This window comes from Streptomyces sp. NRRL S-455, assembly GCF_000717875.1.
Lineage (GTDB): Bacteria > Actinomycetota > Actinomycetes > Streptomycetales > Streptomycetaceae > Streptomyces.
Genome location: NZ_JOCT01000019.1, coordinates 88,179 through 112,336, shown reverse-complemented (window position 1 = coordinate 112,336; position 24,158 = coordinate 88,179). Strand labels below are relative to the sequence as shown.

Below are 24,158 nucleotides of genomic sequence, written 5' to 3'. Positions count from 1 at the left end.
CGAGCCCGAACCGACCGTCGTGGAACCGCCCTGGGGACGTCCGGGGCGTGTCACGCTTCCCGGCCCGCGATTCCGGTGAGTTCGGGACGGGAGCATGGTCTGTCCGTACGAGTCATTCGAACCATCCGGACGGCCCTGTCGACGTGGAGGTGCGCCATGTGTGCCCACCACCCCCTGCGCCCCGGGACGGACGCGTGGTGGGGCCGCACCGGGTGACGGCGCGGCGGCCGGCCGCCGCGGCCTGACCCGGGGATCGCTTCACGGCAGCACCGCGAACCCGTCCAGTTCCACCAGCGCTTCCACGTCCCACAGCCGGACGACCTCGACGACCGCCATGGCGGGATAGTCGCGGCCCGCCAGTTTCCGCCACAGGCGGCCCAGTTCGGCGGCGTGGGTGCGGTACGCGGCGACGTCCGTGGCGTAGACCGTGACGCGGGCCAGGTCGGACGGTGTGCCGCCGGCCGCCGTGAGGGCGGTCAGCAGGTTCGTCAGCGCCTTCTCGAACTGCTCGGGCAGGGTCTGTCCGACCACTTTGCCGTCGGCGTCGAGCGCGGTCTGGCCCGCCAGGAACACCACGCGGGAGCCGGTGGCCACGACGGCGTGGGAGAAGCCGGCCGGCGGGGACAGACCGGGCGGGTTGACGCGCTCGCTGGTCACCGGGCCTCCTGGTGGGCCGCGTACATCTCCTTGGCGATGATGCCGCGTTGCACCTCGCTGGCGCCCTCGTAGATGCGCGGGGCGCGGACCTCGCGGTAGAGGTGTTCGAGCAGATGGCCGCGTTGCAGCGCGCGGGCGCCGTGCAGCTGGACGGCCGTGTCGACGACGTACTGCGCGGTCTCGGTGGCGAGCAGTTTCGCCATGGCGGCGCGCTGCGGCACGTCGGGGGCGCCCGCGTCGTACGCGGTCGCCGCCGAGTAGACCATCAGACGGGCCGCCTCGGTGCGCAGGGCCATCTCGGCCACCGCGTGAGCGACCGCCTGAAGGTCCCTCAGCTTGCCGCCGAAGGCGTCCCGGCCGGCGGTGTGGCCGAGGGTCGCGTCGAGGGCCGCCCGGGCCATGCCGACCGCGAAGGCGCCGACGCTCGGGCGGAACAGGTTGAGGGTGCCCATGGCGACCCGGAAGCCCCGGTCCACCTCGCCGAGCACGTCGTCGGCCGTCACCGGTACGGCGTCGAAGTCGAGCGCGCCGATGGGGTGCGGGGAGAGCATGTCGAGGCCGGTTCCGGTCAGGCCGGGGCGGTCGGCGGGCACGAGGAAGGCGGTGACGCCGCGGGCCCCCGCGCCGGGGGCGGTCCGGGCGAAGACGGTGTAGAAGTCGGCCTCGGGGGCGTTGGAGATCCAGCACTTCCGCCCGGTGAGCCGCCAGCGGGCGGGGCCGTCCCGCTCCGCCCGCAGCGCCAGCGCCGCCGCGTCCGATCCGGCGCCCGGCTCGCTCAGCGCGAAGGCCGCGACCGCCGTACCGTCGGCCACCCGGGGCAGCCAGCGGGCGCGTTGGGAGTCGGTGCCGTGGGCGTGCACGGGGTGCGCGCCGAGCCCCTGCAGGGCGAGGGCCGTCTCGGCCTCCGTACAGCCGTGGGCGAGGGACTCGCGCATCAGGCACAGGTCGAGGGCGCCGGAGGTGAACAGCCGTCCGAGCAGTCCGAGGCTGCCGAGTTCGGCGACCAGGGCGCGGTTCACACGGCCCGGCTCACCCTTGTCGGCCAGCGGGCGGAGCCGTTCCGCGGCCAGGGTGCGCAGTTCGGCGCACCAGGCGAGTTGTGCCGGTTCGAGCGAGAATGCGGTCATCGCCGGTCCCTTCTCCGCCACCCCGCCCCCGGCCGGGCCACTCCGAGGCTATCGCGGACCGTTGACTGTCGTCACCAACACGATACGCTCCAGGAGCGAGCCCACCACGCCAAGGGGGCGAATCGTATGAATCCACGGGGTACGGCTCACGTCGACACCTTCGCCCGTGACCATCTGCCACCCCCGGACCAATGGCCCGAGCTCCGCTTCGACCTGCCGGAGCTGCACTACCCCGAACGGCTCAACTGCGCAGCCGAGCTGCTGACCGGCCCGCCCGACGACCGCCCGGTGTTCCGCACCGAGGCCGGTGAGCCGTGGACGTACGCCGATCTGCGCGCCCGGGTCGACCGCATCGCGCATCTGCTCACCGGCGAGCTCGGCGTCGTCCCCGGCAACCGGGTGCTGCTGCGCGGCCCCACCACCCCCTGGCTCGCGGCCTGCTGGCTGGCGGTGCTCAAGGCGGGAGCGGTGGCGGTCACCGTGCTGGCCCAGCAGCGACCCCACGAGCTGAGCACGATGTGCGAGATCGCCCGGGTCCGGCACGCCCTGTGCGACGTCCGCGTCGTCGACGACCTCGTCAAGGCCGGGATCCCGGACCTGCGGATCACGACCTACGGCGGCGACGCACCGGACGACCTGCTGAAACGCCCGGCAGCCGGGACCGCGTACGCGGCCGTCGACACGGCGGCCGACGACGTGGCGCTGATCGCCTTCACCTCCGGCACCACCGGCCGCCCCAAGGGCTGTATGCACTTCCACCGGGACGTCCTGGCGATCGCCGACACCTTCTCCCGGCATGTGCTGAAGCCGCGCACCGACGACGTGTTCACGGGCAGTCCCCCGCTGGGCTTCACCTTCGGGCTTGGCGGCCTGGTGGTCTTCCCGCTGCGGGCCGGCGCGAGTGCCCTGCTCCTGGAACAGGCCGGACCCAGGCACCTGCTGCCCGCCATCGCACGGCACCGGGTCTCCGTGCTCTTCACCGCGCCGACGGCGTACCGCGCGATGCTCGACGAACTCGACGGGCACGACGTGTCGTCCCTGCGCCGCTGCGTCTCCGCCGGGGAGAACCTCCCGGCGGCCACCTGGCAGGCCTGGCGGGAGCGCACGGGCCTGCGCGTCATCAACGGCATCGGGGCCACCGAGCTGCTGCACATCTTCATCTCCGCGGCCGACGAGCGGATCAGGCCCGGGACGACGGGCGTTCCCGTGCCGGGCTGGCAGGCGCGGGTGCAGGACGAGCACGGCGAGCCGGTACCCGACGGGGAGCCGGGCCTGCTCGCCGTGCGCGGGCCGGTCGGCTGCCGGTACCTCGCCGACCCGCGGCAACGGGAGTACGTGCGCGGCGGCTGGAACATCACGGGCGACACCTACGTCCGCGAACCCGACGGCTGGTTCCGGTACGTCGCCCGCGCCGACGACATGATCATCTCCGCCGGGTACAACATCGCCGGGCCCGAGGTCGAGGACGCGCTGCTGCGGCACCCGGACGTGGTGGAGGCGGCGGTCGTGGGGCGGCCCGACGAGGCTCGCGGGCAGGTCGCGGTGGCCTTCACCGTCCTCAAGGAGGGCGCCGAGCGGGACGCCGCGGCGCTGAGCGCCTTCGTGAAGGAGGAGCTGGCGCCGTACAAGTGCCCGCGCGAGATCGTCTTCCTGGACGCGCTGCCGCGAACCGCCACCGGCAAACTCCAGCGGTTCCGGCTGCGCGCCGGGGGGATCCCGGCCGACGGCACCGAAAACGACCGGGAGTGATCCGTAAGACCTAAGATGATCAACGTGTCCGACCAGCATGCACCACGGTCTCTCATCGTCACGCTCTACGGCGCGTACGGCCGCTTCGTGCCGGGCCCCGTGCCCGTCGCCGAACTGATCCGGCTGCTCGCCGCGGTCGGGGTGGACTCCCCGTCCGTACGCTCCTCGGTGTCGCGGCTGAAGAGACGCGGACTGCTCGTGCCCGCCCGTACCTCGCAGGGCGCGGCCGGGTACGAGCTGTCCCCGGACGCCCGGGAGCTGCTCGACGACGGCGACCGGCGCATCTACGCCACGGCCCCGCCCGAGGACGAGGGCTGGGTGCTCGCCGTGTTCTCCGTGCCGGAGTCCGAGCGGCAGAAGCGGCACGTGCTGCGTTCCCGGCTGGCCGGTCTCGGTTTCGGCACGGCCGCCCCGGGCGTGTGGATCGCGCCCGCCCGGCTCTACGAGGAGACCCGGCACACCCTCCAGCGGCTGCGGCTCGACGCGTACGTCGACTTCTTCCGCGGCGAGCACCTCGGCTTCGCGCCGACCGCGGACGCGGTCGCCCGCTGGTGGGACCTGGCCGCCATCGCCAAGGAGCACGAGGCGTTCCTCGACCGGCACGAGCGCGTGCTGCGGGACTGGGAGAAGCGAGAGGACACCCCGCCCGAGGAGGCCTACCGCGACTATCTGCTCGCCCTGGACTCCTGGCGCCACCTCCCCTACACCGACCCCGGTCTGCCGTCCCGACTGCTCCCCGCCGACTGGCCGGGGGCACGCTCGTCGGCGGTGTTCCGGGGCCTGCACGAGCGGCTGCGGGACGCGGGCGCCGACTTCGTGGGGCTGGCCGGCTCGGCCGAATGAGCCGCCCCGCCCGTGTGCTCAGCTCCCCAGGGTGAGCCGCGGCTTGGGCGCGTCCGTACGGCCCGTCTGCGGGCGGCGGCTGCCCGCGCGGTAGGGAGCCGGCCAGACGGCGCCCTGGCCCGAGTAGCCCTGTTCGGCCGCCGCGTGCAGCGTCCAGTGCGGGTCGTACAGGTGCGGGCGGGCCAGGGCACACAGGTCGGTACGGCCTGCCAGGATCAGGGAGTTGACGTCGTCCCAGGAGGAGATCGCGCCGACCGCGATCACCGGGACCCCGGTCTCGTGACGGATCCGGTCGGCGAACGGCGTCTGGTACGACCGCCCGAACTCCGGCCGCTCCTCCGCCACGACCTGCCCCGTCGACACGTCGATCGCGTCGGCGCCATGCACGGCGAAGGCCCGGGCGATCTCGACGGCGTCCTCGGCGGTGACGCCGCCCGCCGCCCAGTCGGTGGCGGAGATCCGGACCGTCATGGGGCGCTCCCCGGGCCACACGTTCCGTACGGCGTCGAAGACCTCCAGCGGGAAGCGCAGCCGCTTCTCCGGGGAGCCCCCGTAGGCGTCGGTGCGCCGGTTGGTGAGCGGGGAGAGGAAGCCGGAGAGCAGGTAGCCGTGAGCGCAGTGCAGTTCGAGCAGGTCGAAGCCGGCCCGGGCGGCGCGGGAGGCAGCGGAGGCGAACTGCTCACGGATGTCGGTGAGCCCGGCGCGGGACAGCTCCCGCGGGGTCTGGCTGAACCGCTTGTACGGGAGCGCGGACGCGGCCACGAGCGGCCAGTTGCCGTCCGGGAGCGGCTCGTCCATGCCCTCCCACATCAGCTTCGTGGAGCCCTTGCGGCCGCTGTGGCCGAGCTGTACGCCGATCGCGGCTCCGGGCGCCTGCGCGTGCACGAAGTCGGTGACGCGCCGCCACGCCTCGGTCTGCCGGCCGGTGTAGAGGCCGGCGCAGCCGGGCGTGATCCGGCCCTCCGCGCTGACGCACACCATCTCGGTCATCACCAGCCCGGCCCCGCCCAGCGCCCGCGCGCCCAGATGGACGAGGTGGAAGTCGCCGGGGACTCCGTCGACCGCCGAGTACATGTCCATGGGCGAGACGACGACCCGGTTGCGCAGGGTCAGGCCGCGCAGCCGGAACGGGGTGAACATCGGGGGCGTGCCGGGCGGGCAGCCGAACTCGCGTTCCACGGCCTCGGTGAAGCGCGGGTCGCGCAGCCGGAGGTTGCCGTGGGTGACGCGGCGGCTGCGGGTGAGCAGGTTGAAGGCGAACTGGCGGGGCGGCTGGTCCAGGTACAGGGCGAGGTTCTCGAACCACTCCAGGCTGGCCCGGGCCGCGCGCTGCGTGGAGGCGACGACGGGCCGCCGCTCCGCCTCGTAGGCGGTCAGGGCCTCGTCCAGTGTCTCCTGCTCCTCCAGGCAGGCGGCCAGAGCCAGTGCGTCCTCGACGGCGAGCTTGGTGCCGGAGCCGATGGAGAAGTGGGCGGTGTGGGCGGCGTCGCCGAGGAGGACGACGTTGCCGTGCGACCAGCGCTCGTTGACGACCGTGCGGAAGGTCGTCCACGTCGAGTTGTTCGACCTCAGGGGGTGGCCGCGGAGTGCTTCCGCGAAGATCTTGGCGCAGCGTTCGATCGACTCGGCTTCGTCGAGCTCGTCGAAGCCGGCCGCGTGCCAGACCTCTTCGCGCATCTCGATGATCACGGTGGAGGCGTGGGGCGCGTAGGGGTAGCCGTGGAGTTGCATCACGCCGTGTTCGGTCTCGGCGATCTCGAAGCGGAAGGAGTCGAAGGGGAAGTCCGCGGCGAGCCAGATGTAGCGGCAGCGGTGGGATGTGAGGTGCGGGCGGAAGGCGTCGGCGTAGGTCTCGCGGGTGGTGCTGTGGACTCCGTCGGCGGCGATGACCAGGTCGTGGGTCCGCGGGAGGTCCTCCGGGGCCTCGGTGCGGAAGCGGAGGTCCACGCCGAGTTCCCGGCAGCGGGTGTGGAGGATTTCCAGGAGGCGTTTTCTGCCGAGTGCGGCGAAGCCGTGTCCTCCGGAGGTGTGGCGGGTGTCGCGGTGGACGATGTCGATGTCGTCCCAGCGGATGAAGTCCCTCTGGAGGGCCTCGTAGACCTGGGGGTCGGCGTGTTCTATGCCGCCGAGGGTCTCGTCGGAGAGGACGACGCCGAAGCCGAAGGTGTCGTCGGGGGCGTTGCGTTCCCAGACGGTGATGTCGCGGGTGGGGTCGAGGCGTTTGAGGAGGGCGGCGGCGTAGAGCCCTCCTGGGCCGCCGCCGATGATCGCGACGCGTAGGGGGTGGCTTGCGTCGTGGGGTGGCTGCGGGTGCGTGGGGGCTTGTCGCGCCCCGCGGCGAAGCCGCAGATCGACACGGCCCCGCGCCCCTGAAGGGGTTGCGGTCACCGTCCGCTCCATTTGGGAGGGCGCTTCTCCGTGAATGCCGCGTGGAACTCTGCGTAGTCCTCTCCAGTCATCAGGAGGGCCTGGGTGGAGGCATCCAGTTCGATCGCGGTCGCAAGGGGCATGTCCAGCTCCGCCGTCAGCAGCGCCTTGGTCTGGGCGTAGGCCAGGGCCGGGCCGTCGGCCAGGCGGCGGGCCAGGTGCTGGGCCGTCTCGTCGGCCTGCCCGTCCTCCGTCAGTTCGCTGATCAGGCCGATGCGCTCCGCCTCGGGGGCGCGGACCGGGTCGCCCAGCATGAGCAGGCGGGTCGCGTGGCCCAGGCCGACGACCCTGGGCAGGAGGTAGGCCGCGCCCATGTCGCCGCCGGAGAGGCCGACCCGGGTGAAGAGGAAGGCGAAGCGGGCCGTGGGGTCCGCCACGCGGAAGTCGGCGGCCAGCGCGAGCACCGCTCCGGCGCCCGCCGCCACGCCGTGCAGGGCGGCGATCACCGGGAAGGGGCACTCCCGGATCGCGCGGACCACCTGCCCGGTCATCCGGTTGAAGTCCAGGAGCTGGGCGGTGTCCATGCCCAGAGTGGCGCCGATGATCTCGTCGACGTCGCCGCCGGAGCAGAAGCCGCGCCCCTCACCGGCCAGCACCAGGGCCCGTACGGACCGCTCCCGGGACAGCTCGGCGAGCAGGTCGCGCAGGTCGGCGTAGGCGCCGAAGGTGAGCGCGTTGAGCTTGGCGGGACGGGCCAGGGTGACGGTGGCGACGCCGTCGGTGACGTCGACGCGCAGGTGCTCCCAGCCCGGGGTGCGGGCGGCTGAGCCGGTGAAGGGACTCATGACGGGCGGCCTCCTCGGGCGGGCACTGCCTCACTGAGCTCTACCCCACGAAGTTATCACTCATCCGTGACTGTCGTCATGAGTGCGCGATAGACCGTTCGGGTAGGGAATCCACAAGGGGCCCGGGCGCACTCCGGGCCGGTTACATCCGTCACAGATCATCCACACCGGCGTAACGGTGGGGGCAGCTGTGCGCGGCACCGCGCTCACCTGGGTAAGCCGTGCGGCAAGGGGGCCGACAGCCCCTCCTGCGGTGCCCCTCGGTCGCCTCCGAAAAGCGGCGCCGTACCATTCCTAAGGTTGAAAGCAGGATGTCCTGCTCCATGAACGGACCCGCCTTGTACGAACTGCCCTCAGCCCCCGCCTCCTGGCGCGTCGCGCTGCCGCACACCGTCGCGGCGGTGCCCGTGGCCCGTGCCCTGGTCCGTACGGCGCTGGCCGAGCATGAGCACGGAGCCGACCGCGACACCGCGGAGCTGCTCACGGCGGAGCTGGTGGCCAATGCCGTGGAGCACACCTCCGGCGAGACCCCGATAGAGCTCGTGGTGGAGCTGATGCCGTCGGGCTGCCAGGTCGAGGTGCACGACACCGACCCGGCACCGCCCGGCGACCTCACGTGTCCGGCCGTCGAGATGCCCGACCCGTGGCAGGAGCACGGGCGCGGTCTGCTGCTGATCCGCGCCCTGAGCTCCTCGTGCGGGCACCGGTCCACCGAGTCCGGCAAGGCGGTGTGGTTCCGACTGCCCGTGGTGCCGGCTCAGCGGCGGTCTCCGGCCTGAGGACGACCGCGTTCAGCCGAGCGTCGCGACCAGGACCGCCTTGATGGTGTGCAGGCGGTTCTCCGCCTCGTCGAAGACGACGGAGTGCGCCGACTCGAAGACCTCGTCCGACACCTCCAGGTACTCCAGGCCGTGGGCCTCGTGGATCTCCTGGCCGACCTTGGTGCCGAGGTCGTGGAAGGCGGGCAGGCAGTGCAGGAACTTCACGTCCGGGTTGCCGGTGGCGCGCAGGACGTCCATGGTCACCGCGTACGGGGCGAGGGCGGTGATCCGCTCGCCCCAGACCTCCTTCGGCTCCCCCATGGAGACCCAGACGTCCGTGGCGACGAAGTCGGCGCCGCGGACGCCTTCGTCCAGGGTCTCGGTGAGCGTGACGCGGGCGCCGCTGCTCTCGGCGAGCGCGCGGGCCCGGTCGACGACCTCCTCGGCCGGCCAGTACGCCTTCGGGGCGACGAGACGCACGTCCATGCCGAGCAGGGCGCCGGTGACCAGGTAGGAGTTGCCCATGTTGAAGCGGGCGTCACCCAGGTAGGCGAAGGCGATCCGGTTCAGCGGCTTGGCGCAGTGCTCGGTCATGGTCAGCACGTCGGCGAGCATCTGGGTGGGGTGCCAGTCGTCGGTGAGCCCGTTGTAGACGGGGACACCGGCGTGGGCCGCCAGCTCCTCCACCTTCCGCTGGCTGTCGCCCCGGTACTCGATCCCGTCGTACATCCGGCCCAGCACCCGCGCGGTGTCCTTGACGGACTCCTTGTGACCGATCTGCGAGCCGGACGGGTCGAGGTACGTCGTCGAGGCGCCCTGGTCGGCCGCCGCCACCTCGAACGCGCAGCGGGTGCGGGTCGAGGTCTTCTCGAAGATCAGCGCGATGTTCCGGCCCCGCAGGTACTGGGTCTCGGTCCCGGCCTTCTTGGCGGCCTTCAGCTCGGCGGCCAGCTCGAGGAGACCGCGGAACTCCTCCTCGGTGAAGTCCACCTCCTTGAGGAAGTGGCGGCCGGCGAGGGCGGTCGGGACTGTCGCCATGGGGGCGCTCCAGGGGATGCGGACGGGAAACAACGACTCTGGAATACTATACGAAGCTCAGCATGCCTATACAGACCCTGTCCGGGAGCGCACGGGGCCTACACGGGCTCCCGTTCGACCGGGCAGCTCATGCACCGCGGGCCGCCCCTCCCCCGCCCCAGCTCGCTCCCCGGGATCTCTATCACCTCGATTCCCTGTTTGCGCAGGTGGGTGTTGGTCGTGGCGTTCCGTTCGTAGGCGACCACCACGCCGGGCTCGACGGCGAGGACGTTGCAGCCGTCGTCCCACTGCTCGCGTTCGGCCGCGTGCACGTCCTGGGTGGCGGTCAGCACCCGGATCTCGTTCAGCCCGAGCGCGGCGGCGATCGCTCGGTGCATGTGCTCCGGCGGGTGGTCGGTGACCTTCAGCTCCTTCTCACCGACACCCGGTTCGATGGTGTACGAGCGGAGCATGCCGAGGCCCGCGTACTGGGTGAAGGTGTCCCCGTCGACCATCGTCATCACGGTGTCGAGATGCATGAAGGCACGCCGCTTGGGCATGTCGAGCGCCACGATCGTCTCGGCGGACCCGGCGGCGAACAGCTTGTGCGCGAGCATCTCCACGGCCTGGGGCGTGGTGCGCTCGCTCATGCCGATGAGCACCGCCCCGTTGCCGATGACCAGGACGTCCCCGCCCTCGATGGTGGACGGGTAGTCGGCCTGCCCCTCGGACCAGACGTGGAAGGCCTCGTCCCGGAACAGCGGGTGATGCCGGTAGATCGCCTCGAAGTGCACGGTCTCGCGCTGCCGGGCCGGCCAGCGCATGGCGTTGATGGACACCCCGTCGTAGATCCAGGCGGAGGTGTCACGCGTGAAGAGGTGGTTGGGCAGCGGATCCAGCAGGAAGTCGTCCAGTTCCATGACGTGGAAGCGCACGGAGGTCGGCTCCGGGTGCACGTCGAGGAACTCGCGCTTGGTCATGCCGCCGACCAGCACCTCGGCGAGCTCCTGCCCGGGCAGGTTCTCGAAGGCGGCTCTGAGGTGGTCGGTGGCGAGCGGGCCGTACTCCTTCTCGTCGAAGACCCGGTCCAGGACGAGGCTTCTGGCCACCGGGACCTCCAGGGTCTCGGCCAGCAGGTCACCGAAGAGGTGGACGGTGACGCCCCGGTCGCGCAGCACGTCGGCGAACCCGTCGTGCTCGGCGCGGGCCCTGCGCACCCACAGCACGTCGTCGAAGAGCAGCGAGGTCTTGTTGCTCGGGGTGAGCCTTTTGAGCTCGAGATCGGGCCGGTGCAGGATGACGCGGCGCAGCCGCCCGGCCTCGGAGTGGACGTGGTATGCCATGCCTCCATCCTGACCACCGGAGCGCCCGTTGACGCGCTGCTCGCGCGTTTCCGCGCACCCTTGTTCGCGTCTGTCTGACGACAACGGCCCGCTTCCGGGTCATCCGCTGGGCAGCGGCTGGAGCAGTTCGGGCCGGGCGAGCAACCGCCGGGGGGCGTGCCCCCGGTCGACGGCGGCGCGGGCGACGATCCAGCCGGCCAGGACGTGCGGGTCGGCCGGATCGCGGGCGAGGCTCTCGGCGTAACCGTCCAATGCCGCGGAAGGGTTCCCGGCGGCGAGGTGCTCATCGGGGGTACGCGGGACGGCGGGCCGGGTGGCGAAGGCGTGCGTGCGCAGGTCCGGCCAGATCGGCCGGTCCGGACGGAGGCGCGGGGAGGCGGACGGGGACGCTTCCGGTACGACGTTGCGCAGGCGCCATTCCGTGCGGTGCAGGGCGGCGGCCGTACGGGCCCGGGCGAGCGCGGCCGGGTCGACGGGTTCGCGCAGCCAGGCGTCGACGGTCGCCGCGAGGCCGGTGACGAGTCTGCGCCCGGCGGCGGTGAGCCGGCCACTGGCCAGCAGGGTACGCACGACCAGCCGGGTCTGCAGCCGGCGCAGCGCGAAGTGGTATGCGGCGGCGTCGGGTTGGTGCGGTTCGGCCATGCGGTCCCGCCAGAAGCCGGTGACGCCGGTGAACGCGTACGCGCCGTGCAGCAGACCCGTGAGGTGCCGCGGGTCGGCACGCCAGGGCGCGTAGTAGCGCTCCTCGCCGTCGTCGTCGAGGAGCGGGAAGAGGTGGAGGAGCGCTCCGAGCTTGCTGTGCTGGAACTCGTGAACCAGGGTTTCGGCGAGGGCCGCACCGCCGGCGGGGCGGGAGATCACCATGGCGCCGTAGGAGTCCCCGCCGGACGCCGACAACCCCACGGTCGGCGGCGCGGGCGGCGTCACGGAGGTCCTGCCCCAGGGCACAACCGAGCGGATCAGGGCCGGGTCCAGCCGCCCGGGCCCGTCGGCGGCCGCACCCGGCCCGGTGAGGACCCCGACGGCCTCGTCGAACACCCGCTGCCACTCCGCCGCCTCCTCGGCGTCGAGTCTGGCGGGAGGCAGCGGATCGTCGAGGTCGCGGTAAGGGTCGAGATCGTCCAGGGGGATGGCGACGGGGCTGTTGGCGGCGGTATGGGTGAGCGTGCGGAGGGGGAACCAGTGGACAGCGGTGTCCCCGGGGGCCTCGTCGCACGGCGTTTTCCGCGCCGTCCCGGCGCCCGGTGCCGGTTCCCGCCCTCCCAGCGGGGCCGTGGCCGGCCGGCAGGTCACGAATACCGCGGTTCCGTTCCTGCCGGGGCCGGTGACGGTCAGTTCGCCCCGGCTCGTTCTGGCCCGGCCGACCGTCAGTCCGTCTTCCGCGTCCGGTATCCGGGCCAGGCCCAGGCCCGGCAGGTGCAGGCCGCCGTCGGTGAGAGGGACCCGGAGGGCCGTCTCCGTGCCGGCGTGCAGGGACGCCGTGACCGCCAGGGCACACAGGTGTCCGGCCTCCGCCCACAGCGGCGGCCCGCTCGCGGAGCCGTGCACCCGGCGCAGCATATGGGCGATCCAGCCGCCGGTCGCCGGGGCGAGCAGCAGTCGCTCGACCGCCTCGGGGGCCCGCTCCGAGGCCGACTTGAGGACGTCCCAGGCCTCGGCGGCCGGAGTCAGGGGCGTGGGCAGCGCGGCCAGGCGGTCCAGCAGCGTCCGCAGGAGGAGCAGGCGTCGCGCCCGCTCCCCCCGTTCGAGGAAGGCGACGGCCTCCGCCGAGCCCGCTCCGGCGGCCAGTTCCGCGAAGAGCCGGTCGGGCATGCGGAACGGGGCGGGGCGCGGCTCGCTGGTCATGAGCGGGGACCTCCGGTTGGGTGCGCGGGCATGCGGGAACCCCGACGGGCACCTTGCCCGGTCGGGCTCTGCCGTCAGGACGGGTGGCGGCTATTCGGCCCGGGCGCCGGCGGCGACGCCCTCGCCTCCACCCCTGACCCTGCTGCGTGCGCGCAGAACCTCTTCCAGAAGGCGGGCGTTGCGGTGCAGCGGCGGGAGACCGTCCACGGCGGTCAAGGGCAGCGCCGCGACGTCCGCCAGATCCGACTCCCAGACGTCGGTGCGCCCAGCGGCGACCAGATCACCGGCAGCGGCCTCGGCATGGTGCAGAGCGGACGGCTGGTCCAAGATGCTCCCCCTTCTCGCACGGTGGACGCGATGCCCCGTGTCCTTTTCCATCATGGCCATTTCAGCCCGAGTCGAAAACCGTACGATCACGCCACTCGATCATTCCGGATCGCGCGGGCGTCACATCCTTGGTTCCAACTCGTGCAGCGCATCGGCGAGTTCACGTTTGCGCTCCGGATCGTCGTCCATGGACACCACGGCGTCGAACAGCTCCCACAGCGCCCGGGGATGGTGCCGGCGGAGCCCGTTGAGGATGCCGGTGGCGTCCGTACGAGCCCTGGGGTGACGGGGCAGCATGGCCGTGACACGCGGGTCCAGCAAGCTGATCACCGCCTGCCGTTCGGTGGGGTCGCCCATCAGCGGATAGGCGAGCAGCGCCTGCACCGCCCGCTGCATCGGCGAGGCCGGACGTTCCCCGGCGGTCCGGCCCGTCGACGGCAGGTTCTCGGTGCGCCCCGGGGTCTGCAGCCGGATCTCGGGATACTGCAGAGTACGTCCCGCTTCCCTGAGAGCCGCGATACGTGCCTGTACGGCCGGAAACAGCTCCTGCGCATCGGGCGGCGCGGGCAGGGCGGTGGCGCGCTCACCCAGCAGACCGAGCAGGATGTCGGAGAAGAGCCCGGTGGCGCCCACGGGGTCGTTGGCGGCGGCCCGGCCGCGGCCCGCGGCGCGCAGCACGGTCTGCCGGTGGACGAGGTCGCGCCGCCCCACCGGCAGCGCCTCGGGCGGCAGTTGGTCCCGGAAGCCGAGGGCCTCCTCGAAGGTCTCGCACGCGTCCACGATCCACAGCTGCTCGGCGAATCCCGGCACCGCGTCCCCGGCGTACCGGTCGAGCGCGGAGTCCAGGTCGATGCCCACCTTGTCGCCGGTGGTGGCGTCGGCGCAGAACAGCCGCAGATGACCTGAACGGTCCAGGACGCCGTGCCCGCCCCACCACACCCACAGGACGTCACCCTGGGCCGCCGGCAGTTCACGGACGAGGACACGACGCAGCGTGGCCTGGTCGGCGGGCCGGTACGGGACTTCGGGGACGTAGGGCGGCAACGGGGACAGATGGAGGCGGAGCTGGTCTTCAGGAACCCCCGCTTCCCGCAGCAGCCGGTGGAACCGGACCGCGTCCCGGGCGGGACCGGGCAGATCCCAGCCGGAGCCGGCGTCGAATGCCTCGATGCCGACGATGAGCGCGTGTACACGGGCGGGGTCCACACGTCGCGGCGGGACGGACGGGTCCGGGCCGGTCACGGGAGGCGGTCCACGATGTGGCGGTACACCGCCGGGTTGGTCCAGTAGGCACTGTGCGCCGCGGGGAACGGCTGGCGGCTGTCCACGGCGATGTCGGTGACGCGTCCCGGGAAGAGGCCCGCGCCCAGGTAGCCGAGCAGATCGCGGGGATCGTACAGGTTGAGCCAGTCGGGGACGTGCGGCGGCAGCGCGGCGGGGTGTTCCAGAGAGGGCAGGGAGCCCGACTCGTACAGGAAGGGCCCCTGCGAGCCGGCGGTGACCAGGAGCCGGACCTGGGGCAGCGGGGTGAGGATCAGCGTGTCCAGGGCGATGATGCCGCCGAGACTGTGGGCGACGATCGCGACGGGGGGCTCCAGGCCGGCGAGCAGCTCGCGCAGCCCCGCGCGTACCGCCTCACCGCGGCTGAGGTAGCGCAGGACGTCCCCGGCGGCGGGGTGGGCGGCCTCGGTGAGGGCGCGCCGACGGCGTACGGCGGCACGGGAGGCGGCCGAGCCCGCGGCCCGCAGCAACAGGGAGCGCAGTCCGCGTTCCGTGCCTCGGGGCGGGACGCCGAGTGCCCCGGCGAGCCGGTCGGTGACGGCGTCCCGGACGTCGCCGACCGGGACCATCGGGGCGTCGGCGTCGAGGGCGTCGGCGATGATCCGGGCGGTCAGGGAGCGGGCGGCGAGGGCCGCGAGGGCGTCCGGGTCGAGGGCCTGGGCGGCGGGCCCGAGCAGTGGGTGGGCGGCCAGGTCGGTGGCGGCGCGGGACAGACCGGGACCGAGCTCGGCGGCGGGAGCGTCCCCTTGGGCGGCGAGCGCGGCGAGCTGTGCCTGGAGTTTCTGCTCCTGCGGCACGGAACCCGGCGGACGCTCGGTCGGAGGCCCCGACCCGGCGGCGGCGAGGGCGAGTTCGGCATACGGGTCGGCGTAGAGGGCGGCCCAGGCGGCGGCCGTGTCGTCGTCGCCCTGATCGGCCGGGGTCTCGGCCGGGCCGCGGGATGTGCCCGCAGCCGGGGGGAGACTCGCCCCGCCGGCGGCCAGCGTGGCGCCGTGCGCGCCGCCCCAGTAGTACGGCGCGACGCGCAGTCCCCCGCGCAGAGCGTTCAGACCGGCCGCGACACGCCCGGCGAGCGCGGAGAAACCGGGCTCACGCACCCCGGTCCCATGGATGAAGACGACCGCCGTCAATGTGCCCCCCGTGACACTGGTGCAGCGTGTGTACGACTCCCGATGCGCCGTCAACTTATCAGTATCCTGGGTAGGTTGAGCTCGCGCCAAGGTGCGGGACCCACCTGCGGCTGAAGGGCCGGCCGGACAACCGGAAAACCGGACAACAGGGGGATATGGTGAGCCCTGATGCGTTGATCATGCATGTCGTGGGTGCCTCGGCCCTGATCCTGGTGGCCGCGCACGCGGGCGGCTGGCTGGCCCGGCGGCTGAAACAGCCGTACATCGTGGGACAGCTGACGGCGGGTATCGCGCTCGGCCCCTCGTTGCTGGGAAGCGTGGCTCCGGGGTCGTACGAGACGCTGTTCCCGGCGGGGATCTCCCCGGCGCTGACCGCGTTCGCGCAGTTCGCGCTGGTGGTGTTCCTGTTCGCGGTGGGCTACGAGCTGGACCTGAAGATCCTGGGCCACCGGGCGCGCGCCTCGGTGACGGTGGCGGCGGCCACGTTCGTCGTGCCGATGGCGGTGGGCAGCGGCTGCGCGCTGCTGTTCCGGGATCAGCTGCGTGACCTGGGCATGCCGCGGGACCTCAGCCCGGGCACGGTGGTGTTCGCCGGGGTCGCCCTGTCGATAACGGCGGTGCCCGTGCTGGCGGCCATCGTGCGGGAGAACGGCCTGTCCAGTTCGGCACCGGGTGTGGTGGCCCTGTCCGCCGCCGGGCTGCTGGACGTGATCGGCTGGACGGTGCTGGCCGGGGCGCTGATGGAGGGGGGCGGCGAGACGGCGCTCGGCTGGCCGTGGCGGGTGGCGCTCGCGGTCGGCTTCATCACCGTGATGGCGCTCGCGGCCCGGCCGGTACTGCGCGGGCTGCTGTGGGGCACGCGGATGGAACCCTCGCTGCGGCTGGCGCTGCTCATCGGTTTCGCCCTCGGCTCGGCCTGGGTGACGCACTCCCTCGGGCTGCATGTGATCTTCGGTGCGTTGCTGGCCGGGGTCGTGGCGCCGCGGGAGAAGGACGGGACGCTCGACCCGGATCTGCTGCGGCCCCTTCATGACGTCGGCTCGCTGCTGCTGCCGTTCTTCTTCGTGGTTTCGGGGCAGTCCGTGGCGCTGAACAGCATGGATGCCACGGGCTGGATCACGCTGGTGGTGGTGACGGCGCTGGCGGTCATCACCAAGACCGGCAGCGGCACGGTGGCCGGCCGGCTCGGCGGTCTGGACCGGCATGACGCGCGGACCGTGGGTGTCCTGATGAGCACACGTGGTCTCACCGAGCTGATCGCTCTCAACGCGGGCTTCCAGGCGGGCCTGCTGAGCAGACCCCTCTACACGGTCCTGGTCTTCATGGCCCTCGCCACGACGCTCCTCACTCAGCCGTTGCTGCTGCTGGTCCGCCGGCCGGCCGAACGGGACCGGCGCGGGTCCGCTGTCCGGGAACCGGTCACGCCGCCGCTCCACCAGCCTCCGGACGGCACACCTGCGGCCCCCGCGGCAGACGTGAGCTGACCTCGGGTGTCCCCGGCCGGGGGCACTGCCCGCGTGGCCGGGCGCTGCCTGCGTGGCCGCGCCCGACCCGGGTGACCCGGCGCCGCTTCCTACAGCGGCATAGGAGCGATGTCGCACTCGATGCGCCGGCGGTGGCGGGCCGCATCGAGCCAGGGGTGGTCGGGGCGGACCACGCGCGCGAGGCGGTCAACGGCCTTGCGCTGCAGTTCGTCCGCCTCCGCGCCCCGGCCGAGGCCCCGCAGATCGAGGGCGAGGTTGGCGGTGCACGACAGGGTGAGCGGGTGTTCCTCTCCGGCGATGTCGGCCAGCAGCGGCAGATTGGCCTCGTCGATCTCGCGCGCCCTGTCGAAGTCCAGGCGCCCGTACGCCGTGTTGGCCCGGCCGATGGCGACGGTCAGCGTGGTGACGTGGTTCGGGCCCAGCACCTCGCCCAGCAGACGGGCCGCGTCGTCCTCCTGCTCCTGCGCTTTGTCGAAGTCCCCGAGGGCACGGAGGGTGGCGGCCAGGTTGGCCTTGGTCAGCAGGGTGTACGCGTGTTCGCCACCGAGGCGCTGTCCGTAGCGCCGCACCGTCTCCTCGGCCAGCCGCCGGGAGCTGTCGAGGTCCCCGGCCAGGCGCTGGTCGACGGACACGTTGGTCGCCGTCGACAGCGAGTCGAAGTGGTCGGGCCCGTAGCGGTTGACGAAGCGCCGCAGCGTCTCTTCGGCCAGCTTGGCGCCCTCGGAGATCGCCCCGTCCCGGCGCCGGCACACCGCGAGGTTGCGGGCGATGCGCAGGGTGAGCGGATGCTCCTCACCGAGCGCGGTGTGCGCCCTGCGGTACACGTCCTCCTGGAAGTCGCGCGCGCCGGGGTAGTCGCCACTCTCGCGCATGTCGATGGACAGGCCGTTGAGGGTGTTGAGGGTGAAGAAGTTGGCGGGGCCGAACATCAGGTCGCGCAGCCGGGCGTTCTCCTGGTCCAGTGGCAGGGCTTCCCGGAACTGCCCGCAGAGTCTCAGGTCGACGACCCAGCTGTGGACGGCGCTCAGCGTGACGGGATCGTCCGTGCCGAACTGGGACCGGGCCAGCTCGGTGGCCTCCTGGCTGAGGTCCCGCGCTTCCTGGAACCGGCCCTGGTAGCGGCGGGCGTCGGCCGTCTTGCACAGGGAGTCGATCAGTTCCTCGGGTTCGAGGTCCTGGCGGCGCGAGGCCTCCAGCGCCTTCTCGCTGAGGGGGATCGACTCGGGGACCTGCCCGACCTGCCGCAACAGGAACGAGAGGCTCTTGGTCATACGGATGACGCGGAGGTCGTCCTCGCCCGACGTGGCGAGCCAGGCGTTCCACGCCTGCCGGGCGTAGTCCGCGGCGCCCGCGTGGTCTCCCCAGTAGTACAGGAACCACACGGTGTCGGAGACCAGGTCCCGTACCCAGTCGTCGGAGCTGGTGACCGCCTGCGAGGCGAGCACGTGCGGCAACAGCGCCTGGTAGGCGGGCCACTCCAGCGACGAGGAGTAGGCGCCCGGTTTGGCCGCCGAGAGCAGCTGGTGCGCGGCACCGCGCATCCGCTCCCGTTCCTCGGAACTCAGCTTGGCCAGGAGCACGGTCTGCAGCAGGCGGTGCATCTGCAGCGTGTCGGACCGTGGATCCACCTTGACCAGGGAGAACTGGCTCAGGTCGCGCACGGCGCGGTTCAGCCGGATCGGCTCGCGCAGCAGCGGGTCGATCTGGGGGGTGATGCTGACGCCCCGGCTGCCGCGCAGCATCGAACGCGGGATCGGCTCGGGAGCCATGCTGGCGCAGATGTCGAGGAGTTGCCGGGCGCCGGGGTTGTTCTCCCGGATGCGCTCCAGCGAGAGGTCCCAGGCCGCGGCGACGGAGACCGGGTAGTCGGGGGCCGGGTCCAGTTCGAGGATCTCGGGGCTGCGCTGGGCGAGCAGATCGAGGTACTCGTCGACGAGCATGCCGGTGACGGCTCGCCAGGCACCCGCCTGCTCCACAGCGAGCGGCAGGTCCCCCAGGGCCTCGGCGAGCCGGTCGGCGTCCTCCGTGGACAGGTCGGGCGAGCGTTTCTGGAGCAGCTCGATGGACTCCTCCCGCTCGAACACGTTGACCGGCAGGGGGGTGGCCACCCGCTCCCAGGCCCGGTTCCGGGAGGTGACGATGACCTTCCCCGGCCCGTTGGCGGGGAAGTACTTGCGCACCGCCTCGACGTCCTCGGCGTTGTCGAAGATGAGCAGCCAGTCGTCGTACGGCGCTCCTGTGCGCAGCGCTTCCAGCACCGCGGGCACGGCCGTGTTGGCGGCGGGAGCGCCGTGGCTGTCCTGTCCGGTCGGGGCGACGCCCAGCTGGCCCGCGAGGGTGGCCAGCGCGGCGAGGATGAGGCTCTCCCGCTCGGCGGGGATCCAGCAGATCACTTTGTAGTCGTGCTGGTGGGTGTAGATGTACTCCAGCGCGAGCTGCGACTTGCCGACGCCGCCCAGTCCGTGCAGCGCGTGCGGCAGCACCGCCGCCGTGTCCTGGGCGTCAAGCTGCTCCTCCACGGCCCTCAGCAGCGCCTGCCGGCCGACGAACGAGGTGTTCCTGAGCGGAACGTTCACCAGAAGGGCGGGCGAAGTGGTCGTGGTGCTCTCCATGAGCGGCTCAGCCTCCGGGGCTTCGGGTTGGTTCGCGTCGGTTACCAGGCTCTGCACATTTTCTCCATCACGGTAAGGAATGCCCGATATGGGATCACTCCCGTCAGAGCCGCCGGGTGATCCCCCGTCGCCCGCGTGGTTCACCTCAGTGGGTGTACCTGGGGGCAAACCGGGGTCCACCCGTTCGGCCGCAGCGGCCGGCACCAGCGTGGAGAGTTGTGGCTCGATGCGCCTGGCCCGGTCCGAGTACGCCCCCGAGAGGGCGCGCATCACGGCGAGTTCGCTGCGCACCCAGCCGTGCTCCGACGGGTCGGGCAACGCGGCGCCCACCGGGTCGTGCAAGGCGGCCCGCAGCGCGACACCCCGCTCGCCGGCGGCGGGCAGCTCGCCCACCACACTGACGGTGCGGGCGAGCTGGCTGCGGGTCGTGGTGGCGAGCAGTGCCTCACGGACTCCGTCGGCGAACTCGGGACGCCCCTCGCCGCCACGGTCCCAGTCGATCAGCCCACCCATCAGGATCTCGGCGAGGTGGTCGGGACCGGTCTCCGGCATGGTGCGCCGTCGCAGCTGTTCCACGAGGTCGAAGTCGAAGGGAACGGCGGCCAGTTGGGTGGCGAGTCGGCGCGCGGCCGGGGTGGCGAGGGTGAAGAAGCGGCGGACGGCGGTGGTGGCGGCGCGCGGGAAGCGTGGGGCGCGCAGGCCGGGCGCGGGCGCCCCCTTGGCGAGGGCGCCGGCCAGGACGACGGGCAGGGAACGGCGTACCCCGCGTTCGCCGGTGACGAGGTCGGCCCAGACGGCGAGGGAGCCGGGCTTCAGCGACAACACGGGGACGGGCACGGAGTCGTCGCCCGCCTCGGGCAACGGCCGCAGGGGGTCGGGTCCGCCGGGCGGCGCCCAGTGTCCGAGGCCGTCGTTGGTGGCGCCGAATCCACCGGCCTCCAGGACCGCGGGGTACGGGTAGAGCGAGGTGCGGTGGCGCAGGTGCGGGGGCAGCAGGTGCACGAGGGCCGTGGGACCGGCGTGGGCCAGGCGGCCCAGCAGTTCGTCGGCGGCGGGGGCGGCCCAGCCGTGCGCGAGTCCGTCGGTGACGACGAGGAAGACCCGTCCGCCCCGCCCGTCGAGGAGTTCGGCGGGGTCAGCGGCGGCGCCCGCGGAGCTCCAGCGCAGGGTTGCGGCGCCGGTGCGCGGTACCTGTACCCCGACCGTGCGCACGCTCCGGAAGGAACCGCTGTGCTCGGCGGCCTGGGCGAGGCGCGCGGTGGTGTCCTCCCAGATCCGCATGGTGGGGGCGTTGTCGACGAGCAGCACCAGGTCGAAGGCCGAGGCACGGGCGGGCCGCAGGAAGGGCAGCCACAGGCCGTCCACCACCCCTTGTTCGGCGGTGATCTCCTCGTCCAACTCCAGGGTGTCGCGGGAGGGGACGCGCCGGGCCAGTCGGTGCAGGGCGCGGGCGAGCAGGGCCGTGGCCCGGCCCGGGGCGTGCTGCGGACGGTCGTCCGGGGCCAGCAGCGGCCGCCCGACGTGCAGCGTGACGGTGCCCTCCGGGTCGGGTAACAGCCGGGCCGGCACGGGCGCCGACGGCCGTGGACCGGGGCGGTCCCGCGGCGGGGCAGGCACGTCGGGGATGCCGGTGTCGCCTTCGGGCGGCTGAGGGGTGGTTACGGGGTCGGTGGCGGACGCTTCGACGGGGTCGCACGACGCGGCCGGGGACCGCGCATCCGCCGGCTCCCGGGTGCTTGCCGCCGTGGTGTCGTGAGCCGGCGCCGGGGCCTGGCCCGCGGGGACCGGGTCGCCGTACCGGGACCGGTGCGCGGCGAGCCAGACGGCGTCCGCGACCTCCTGCCAGTGCGGCGTGAAGGACTCCTCGGCGCCGGGGCCCGGGTGTGGCCGGGAGTCCTGTCCCAGGGCAGCCGTGAGCGCCGCTCCGTGCTCACTCGCGCGTTCGACGGACTCCGGGAACGCCGACGGAGGCGACGTCCCCGATACGGGGTCCCCGTCGCCGGGCCCGGATGCGCGCTCCCTGGGAAAGCCGTTCATTCAGCGGCCCTTCGCGAGGTCGCGGAGCAGCATTTCCACGAGCTTACGCCCGTCACCATCCGCCTGGAAACCACCCGCGGTAGTCATCTGGACCGCGTTGAGTAGCTGGTCCAGTGAGTGGGTGCCGCCGGACTGGACCCGCTGCACGAACAGGTCCACCAGGTCCTCGGTGCCCCGCGGCCGGGCCCCCAGGTGCCCCTCCACCAGGGCCAGCAGCTGCTCGCGGGTGGGCGTGCGCATCTCCAGCGGCAGGCAGCGCCGCCGGAAGGCCGCGGGGAACTGGCGCTCTCCGTTGCTGGTGATCACCACGACCGGGAACTCCCGGCATTCGACGCGTCCGCCGCGCACCACGGCCTGGCCCCCGGGATCACTGGTGTGGACACGCGCCTCCTCGGCGGCGTCGCGGACCAGCTCCGGGACGTCATAGCTTCCGTTCTCCAGGACGTGCAACAGGTCGTTCGGCAGGTCGATGTCGCTCTTGTCGAGTTCGTCGACGAGGAGCACACGGGGACGATCGTAGGGCAGCAGAGCCGTACCGAGGGGGCCGAGAGCGATGAAGTCACCAAGAGGCGGCGGGAGTTGACGCGCTTGTAATGTGACCGCGGTCTTGTCGTCCGCGCCGGATGTCGCACCTTCGGGTGTTTCCTCGATGCGCGCGGGCGCCGAGCTCCGCAGCCCGGCCTGCCAGGCGGCGATGGCCTGGGCCCGCCCCATGGCATCGTGCTCGTACAGGCCGTCCCGCAAGGTGGTACGGCTGACGATGTTCCATTCGAGCACCCGGCCGAGTCCCAGTTCCCGGGAGATCACGTAGGCGAGGGTGGACTTGCCGACCCCGGGCGGGCCGGTGATCAGCAGCGGCCTGCGCAGCAGTAGCGCGGCGTTCACGGTGTCCGTCTCGTCGGCGGACAGCCGCGGCGTGACCTCGCCGGGGCCCAGGCGGCGCAGCGCGCCGTCCGGGTCGTCCGGGGGCGGGGGCTGGGCCGGGCCGCCGCGGAAGCGCCGCCAGGGCGGCGGGGCCGGCAGCCGGGGCGGCACGGCCGGTTCCCGGCCGGTGCCGTGGAACACGTGCCAGCCGTTCAGGGCCGTCTGCTCCTGCGCGCTCATGCCGGTGCCTCCTCGCTGGCGGGGTCGCCTGGGTCGGTGGTCTGGATGTCGACAAGCCGAGTGGGATCGTCCCAGAAGAAGCCGATGTGCCGGCCGAGGAACCGGCCCGGTCCCTCGGTGTGCAGTTCGGCGTTCTGCCGCAGGCGGTGGATGGCCGTGGGGATCTGCGCGGGCGTGGGCACGGCGGCGAACACCGCGGTCACGACCTCCCGGCGCTCCTCCAGGAAGACGCCTCTTCGGTCCCAGATCGCCAGCCCTATGCCTTCCGCTATGGCCGCCTTGAGCGCCGCCATGGCGGCGACGTCGTCCGGAGCGTCCAGCACCACGGCCGTGTGTCCGCTGTCCCCGGCGAGCGCCGCCTGCCAGGCGTCGAGCCTGCTGCGGTCCGTCCCACGCCAGCCGTGCACCGTGGCCCCGTACCGGCGCAGGGCGTGCCAGCGTTCCCGCCACTGGTGCCGCACCAGGGCGTCGTCGCTGCGCATCCGCTCCAGACTGCGTAAGTGCACCCCGTACTTGAGGCCGAGCGGCAAAGGCAGACCGTCGCCGATCCGGTACGTCAGTCCCGCCACGTCGTGGTTGAGGAGGTCGTACGGGAGCACGAACTCGATGTACGGCGGTGGCTGCCGCCGTCCGCTCGGTTCCGGCTCGCGGGACGCCGACCAGAGGCGGGCGCCCTGCCTCAGTGCCTGTTCCACGGCCGTGCCGAGCGCGTCCAGGGTGGTCATGGCCGGTTCACAGGGCTGGGGGTCCCAGTGGCCGGGCACCGTGTTGAGCCAGGGCCGTACGACGACTTCGCCGGAGCCGTCCCGGGTCGGCTCGACAGCGACGATCAGACAGCGCGGAATGTCGGGATCGAAGACCTTCTCGACCCGTGCCTCCCGGCGCCGAGCCAGCTCCTCGGCCAGTCCCTCCCTGCGGGCCCAGTCGTCGACCCAGCCGGACAGGGCGGCGCGGTGCGCGGGGGTGACGGCCAGCCGGGCGGCCTGGTCGAGGAGGAGAACGGCGGGCGGCAGTCCGTCCGGCTGCACGTTCCACTCCAGGACGTGCGCGAAGAGCTGGTCGGGAGAGAGCCCGGTGGGGAGGTAGAGGCTGTTGAGCTCCTCCACGAGGTCGTCCCGCAGCTGGACCGCGGGAATCTCGCCCCTGGTGAGGACGGCACGCGCGCTGTATTCGTCCTTCCGGTTCAGCGGGCCGGGCAGCTCGGGCACGGCGGGAGGGGCGGGGGCGATCAGCCGGTCCAGTTCGTCACCAGCCAGGGTGCCCTCGAGGATGCGGACCACCCCGACCAGTACGTGTTCCCCGCCTGCCACGTTCAGCGCGGTGCGCACCAGCGTCACCGCGTCCTCGCGCAGTCGAACGCCCCGCACGTCGACGTCCCGGCCGAGCTGCTCCCCGAGCACCGCGGCGAACTGCACCCGGCCCGGCGGGTCCTCCATGCAGCTCAGCTCGCAGAGTGCGTCGGTCAGCCTGGACAGCAGTAACAGACCCCGCTCGGCCCCGGAACCGACGTCGGAGCCGCCGAACTTCACACCTGTCTCCACCGACTTTCCCCCATGAGCCGGTATGCCTGCCTGACCGACCTGCGAAGTTAGCACGGCACCTGACGGTTAACCAGGGACAAGTGAGGTC

The 24,158-nt window shown here is 72.6% G+C and carries 17 protein-coding genes; 4 read left to right on the top strand and 13 right to left on the bottom strand.

Annotation, left to right across the window (positions count from 1 at the left end; all coding sequences use genetic code 11):
* Window positions 1-258: 258 nt before the first annotated feature.
* Window positions 259-657, bottom strand: a complete 399-nt coding sequence (locus tag IE97_RS0124380) for a RidA family protein (protein WP_030244437.1) — start codon at window positions 655-657, stop codon at window positions 259-261.
* Window positions 654-1,784 (bottom strand): acyl-CoA dehydrogenase family protein, encoded by a 1,131-nt coding sequence (locus IE97_RS0124375; RefSeq protein ID WP_030244434.1) that lies wholly within the window; start codon window positions 1,782-1,784, stop codon window positions 654-656. The genes IE97_RS0124380 and IE97_RS0124375 overlap by 4 nt, the downstream gene beginning before the upstream one ends.
* Window positions 1,785-1,910: 126 nt before the next feature.
* Between IE97_RS0124375 and IE97_RS0124370 the strand changes: the two genes are divergently transcribed.
* Both IE97_RS0124370 and IE97_RS0124365 read left to right on the top strand, forming a co-directional pair.
* On the top strand, window positions 1,911-3,533 hold the full coding sequence (locus tag IE97_RS0124370) for an AMP-binding protein (RefSeq protein ID WP_030244432.1): 1,623 nt from the start codon (window positions 1,911-1,913) through the stop codon (window positions 3,531-3,533).
* A gap of 15 nt (window positions 3,534-3,548) precedes the next feature.
* On the top strand, window positions 3,549-4,376 hold the full coding sequence (locus IE97_RS0124365) for a PaaX family transcriptional regulator C-terminal domain-containing protein (protein ID WP_030244430.1): 828 nt from the start codon (window positions 3,549-3,551) through the stop codon (window positions 4,374-4,376).
* An 18-nt stretch (window positions 4,377-4,394) separates the two neighbouring features.
* Here the strand turns inward: IE97_RS0124365 and IE97_RS0124360 are convergent, their stop codons facing one another.
* Window positions 4,395-6,776: a bifunctional salicylyl-CoA 5-hydroxylase/oxidoreductase gene (locus IE97_RS0124360; RefSeq protein WP_030244426.1), complete on the bottom strand. Its 2,382-nt coding sequence runs from the start codon at window positions 6,774-6,776 to the stop codon at window positions 4,395-4,397.
* The gene (locus tag IE97_RS0124355; protein WP_030244422.1) at window positions 6,761-7,588 is read right to left on the bottom strand and encodes an enoyl-CoA hydratase family protein; all 828 of its coding nucleotides are present in this window, start codon (window positions 7,586-7,588) and stop codon (window positions 6,761-6,763) included. The genes IE97_RS0124360 and IE97_RS0124355 overlap by 16 nt, the downstream gene beginning before the upstream one ends.
* A gap of 323 nt (window positions 7,589-7,911) precedes the next feature.
* Between IE97_RS0124355 and IE97_RS0124350 the strand changes: the two genes are divergently transcribed.
* On the top strand, window positions 7,912-8,367 hold the full coding sequence (locus tag IE97_RS0124350; protein WP_234310485.1) for an ATP-binding protein: 456 nt from the start codon (window positions 7,912-7,914) through the stop codon (window positions 8,365-8,367).
* Between the two features lie 12 nt (window positions 8,368-8,379).
* On the opposite strand, the gene argF is transcribed toward IE97_RS0124350, so the two are convergent.
* From argF to IE97_RS0124320, 6 genes are all read right to left on the bottom strand, one after another.
* On the bottom strand, window positions 8,380-9,387 hold the full coding sequence (argF, locus tag IE97_RS0124345) for an ornithine carbamoyltransferase (protein ID WP_030244416.1): 1,008 nt from the start codon (window positions 9,385-9,387) through the stop codon (window positions 8,380-8,382).
* Window positions 9,388-9,485: 98 nt separating this feature from the next.
* A complete protein-coding gene (locus tag IE97_RS0124340; protein WP_030244413.1) occupies window positions 9,486-10,709 on the bottom strand; it encodes an arginine deiminase in 1,224 nt (407 codons plus the stop codon).
* A 99-nt stretch (window positions 10,710-10,808) separates the two neighbouring features.
* Window positions 10,809-12,554, bottom strand: coding sequence for an HEXXH motif domain-containing protein (locus IE97_RS0124335; protein ID WP_030244410.1), 1,746 nt, complete (start codon window positions 12,552-12,554; stop codon window positions 10,809-10,811).
* A 90-nt stretch (window positions 12,555-12,644) separates the two neighbouring features.
* Window positions 12,645-12,881 carry a hypothetical protein gene (locus tag IE97_RS0124330; RefSeq protein ID WP_030244408.1) on the bottom strand — a complete coding sequence of 79 codons (237 nt, stop codon included), beginning with the start codon at window positions 12,879-12,881 and terminating at the stop codon, window positions 12,645-12,647.
* Between the two features lie 120 nt (window positions 12,882-13,001).
* On the bottom strand, window positions 13,002-14,123 hold the full coding sequence (locus tag IE97_RS0124325) for an effector-associated domain 2-containing protein (protein WP_030244405.1): 1,122 nt from the start codon (window positions 14,121-14,123) through the stop codon (window positions 13,002-13,004).
* Complete coding sequence (locus IE97_RS0124320) at window positions 14,120-15,259, bottom strand: hypothetical protein (protein WP_324605862.1); 1,140 nt, start codon at window positions 15,257-15,259, stop codon at window positions 14,120-14,122. Before IE97_RS0124320 ends, IE97_RS0124325 begins: the two co-directional genes overlap by 4 nt.
* Before the next feature lie 212 nt (window positions 15,260-15,471).
* Here IE97_RS0124320 and IE97_RS0124315 point away from each other — a divergent pair, with 212 nt between their 5' ends.
* Complete coding sequence (locus IE97_RS0124315) at window positions 15,472-16,776, top strand: cation:proton antiporter (RefSeq protein ID WP_234310484.1); 1,305 nt, start codon at window positions 15,472-15,474, stop codon at window positions 16,774-16,776.
* Between the two features lie 89 nt (window positions 16,777-16,865).
* Here IE97_RS0124315 and fxsT read toward each other — a convergent pair whose 3' ends face one another.
* From fxsT to IE97_RS0124300, 3 genes are read right to left on the bottom strand one after another with little or no spacing between them, the layout of a single operon-like run.
* Window positions 16,866-21,425: an FxSxx-COOH system tetratricopeptide repeat protein gene (gene fxsT, locus IE97_RS0124310; RefSeq protein ID WP_030244400.1), complete on the bottom strand. Its 4,560-nt coding sequence runs from the start codon at window positions 21,423-21,425 to the stop codon at window positions 16,866-16,868.
* Window positions 21,426-22,529 (bottom strand): AAA family ATPase, encoded by a 1,104-nt coding sequence (locus IE97_RS0124305; protein ID WP_030244396.1) that lies wholly within the window; start codon window positions 22,527-22,529, stop codon window positions 21,426-21,428.
* Entirely contained in the window at window positions 22,526-24,070 is a 1,545-nt protein-coding gene (locus IE97_RS0124300; protein WP_030244394.1) for an effector-associated domain 2-containing protein, read from the bottom strand. Before IE97_RS0124300 ends, IE97_RS0124305 begins: the two co-directional genes overlap by 4 nt.
* Between the last annotated feature and the right edge of the window lie 88 nt (window positions 24,071-24,158).

What these genes read in the sequence shown, in the direction of transcription:
- IE97_RS0124375 (WP_030244434.1), bottom strand. Translation starts at nt 1,784, where the DNA reads ATGACCGCATTCTCGCTCGAACCGGCACAACTCGCCTGGTGCGCCGAA.
- IE97_RS0124370 (WP_030244432.1), top strand. Translation starts at nt 1,911, where the DNA reads ATGAATCCACGGGGTACGGCTCACGTCGACACCTTCGCCCGTGACCAT.
- IE97_RS0124365 (WP_030244430.1), top strand. Translation starts at nt 3,549, where the DNA reads ATGATCAACGTGTCCGACCAGCATGCACCACGGTCTCTCATCGTCACG.
- IE97_RS0124360 (WP_030244426.1), bottom strand. Translation starts at nt 6,776, where the DNA reads ATGGAGCGGACGGTGACCGCAACCCCTTCAGGGGCGCGGGGCCGTGTC.
- IE97_RS0124355 (WP_030244422.1), bottom strand. Translation starts at nt 7,588, where the DNA reads ATGAGTCCCTTCACCGGCTCAGCCGCCCGCACCCCGGGCTGGGAGCAC.
- IE97_RS0124350 (WP_234310485.1), top strand. Translation starts at nt 7,912, where the DNA reads ATGAACGGACCCGCCTTGTACGAACTGCCCTCAGCCCCCGCCTCCTGG.
- argF (WP_030244416.1), bottom strand. Translation starts at nt 9,387, where the DNA reads ATGGCGACAGTCCCGACCGCCCTCGCCGGCCGCCACTTCCTCAAGGAG.
- IE97_RS0124340 (WP_030244413.1), bottom strand. Translation starts at nt 10,709, where the DNA reads ATGGCATACCACGTCCACTCCGAGGCCGGGCGGCTGCGCCGCGTCATC.
- IE97_RS0124335 (WP_030244410.1), bottom strand. Translation starts at nt 12,554, where the DNA reads ATGACCAGCGAGCCGCGCCCCGCCCCGTTCCGCATGCCCGACCGGCTC.
- IE97_RS0124315 (WP_234310484.1), top strand. Translation starts at nt 15,472, where the DNA reads ATGCATGTCGTGGGTGCCTCGGCCCTGATCCTGGTGGCCGCGCACGCG.
- fxsT (WP_030244400.1), bottom strand. Translation starts at nt 21,425, where the DNA reads ATGAACGGCTTTCCCAGGGAGCGCGCATCCGGGCCCGGCGACGGGGAC.
- IE97_RS0124305 (WP_030244396.1), bottom strand. Translation starts at nt 22,529, where the DNA reads ATGAGCGCGCAGGAGCAGACGGCCCTGAACGGCTGGCACGTGTTCCAC.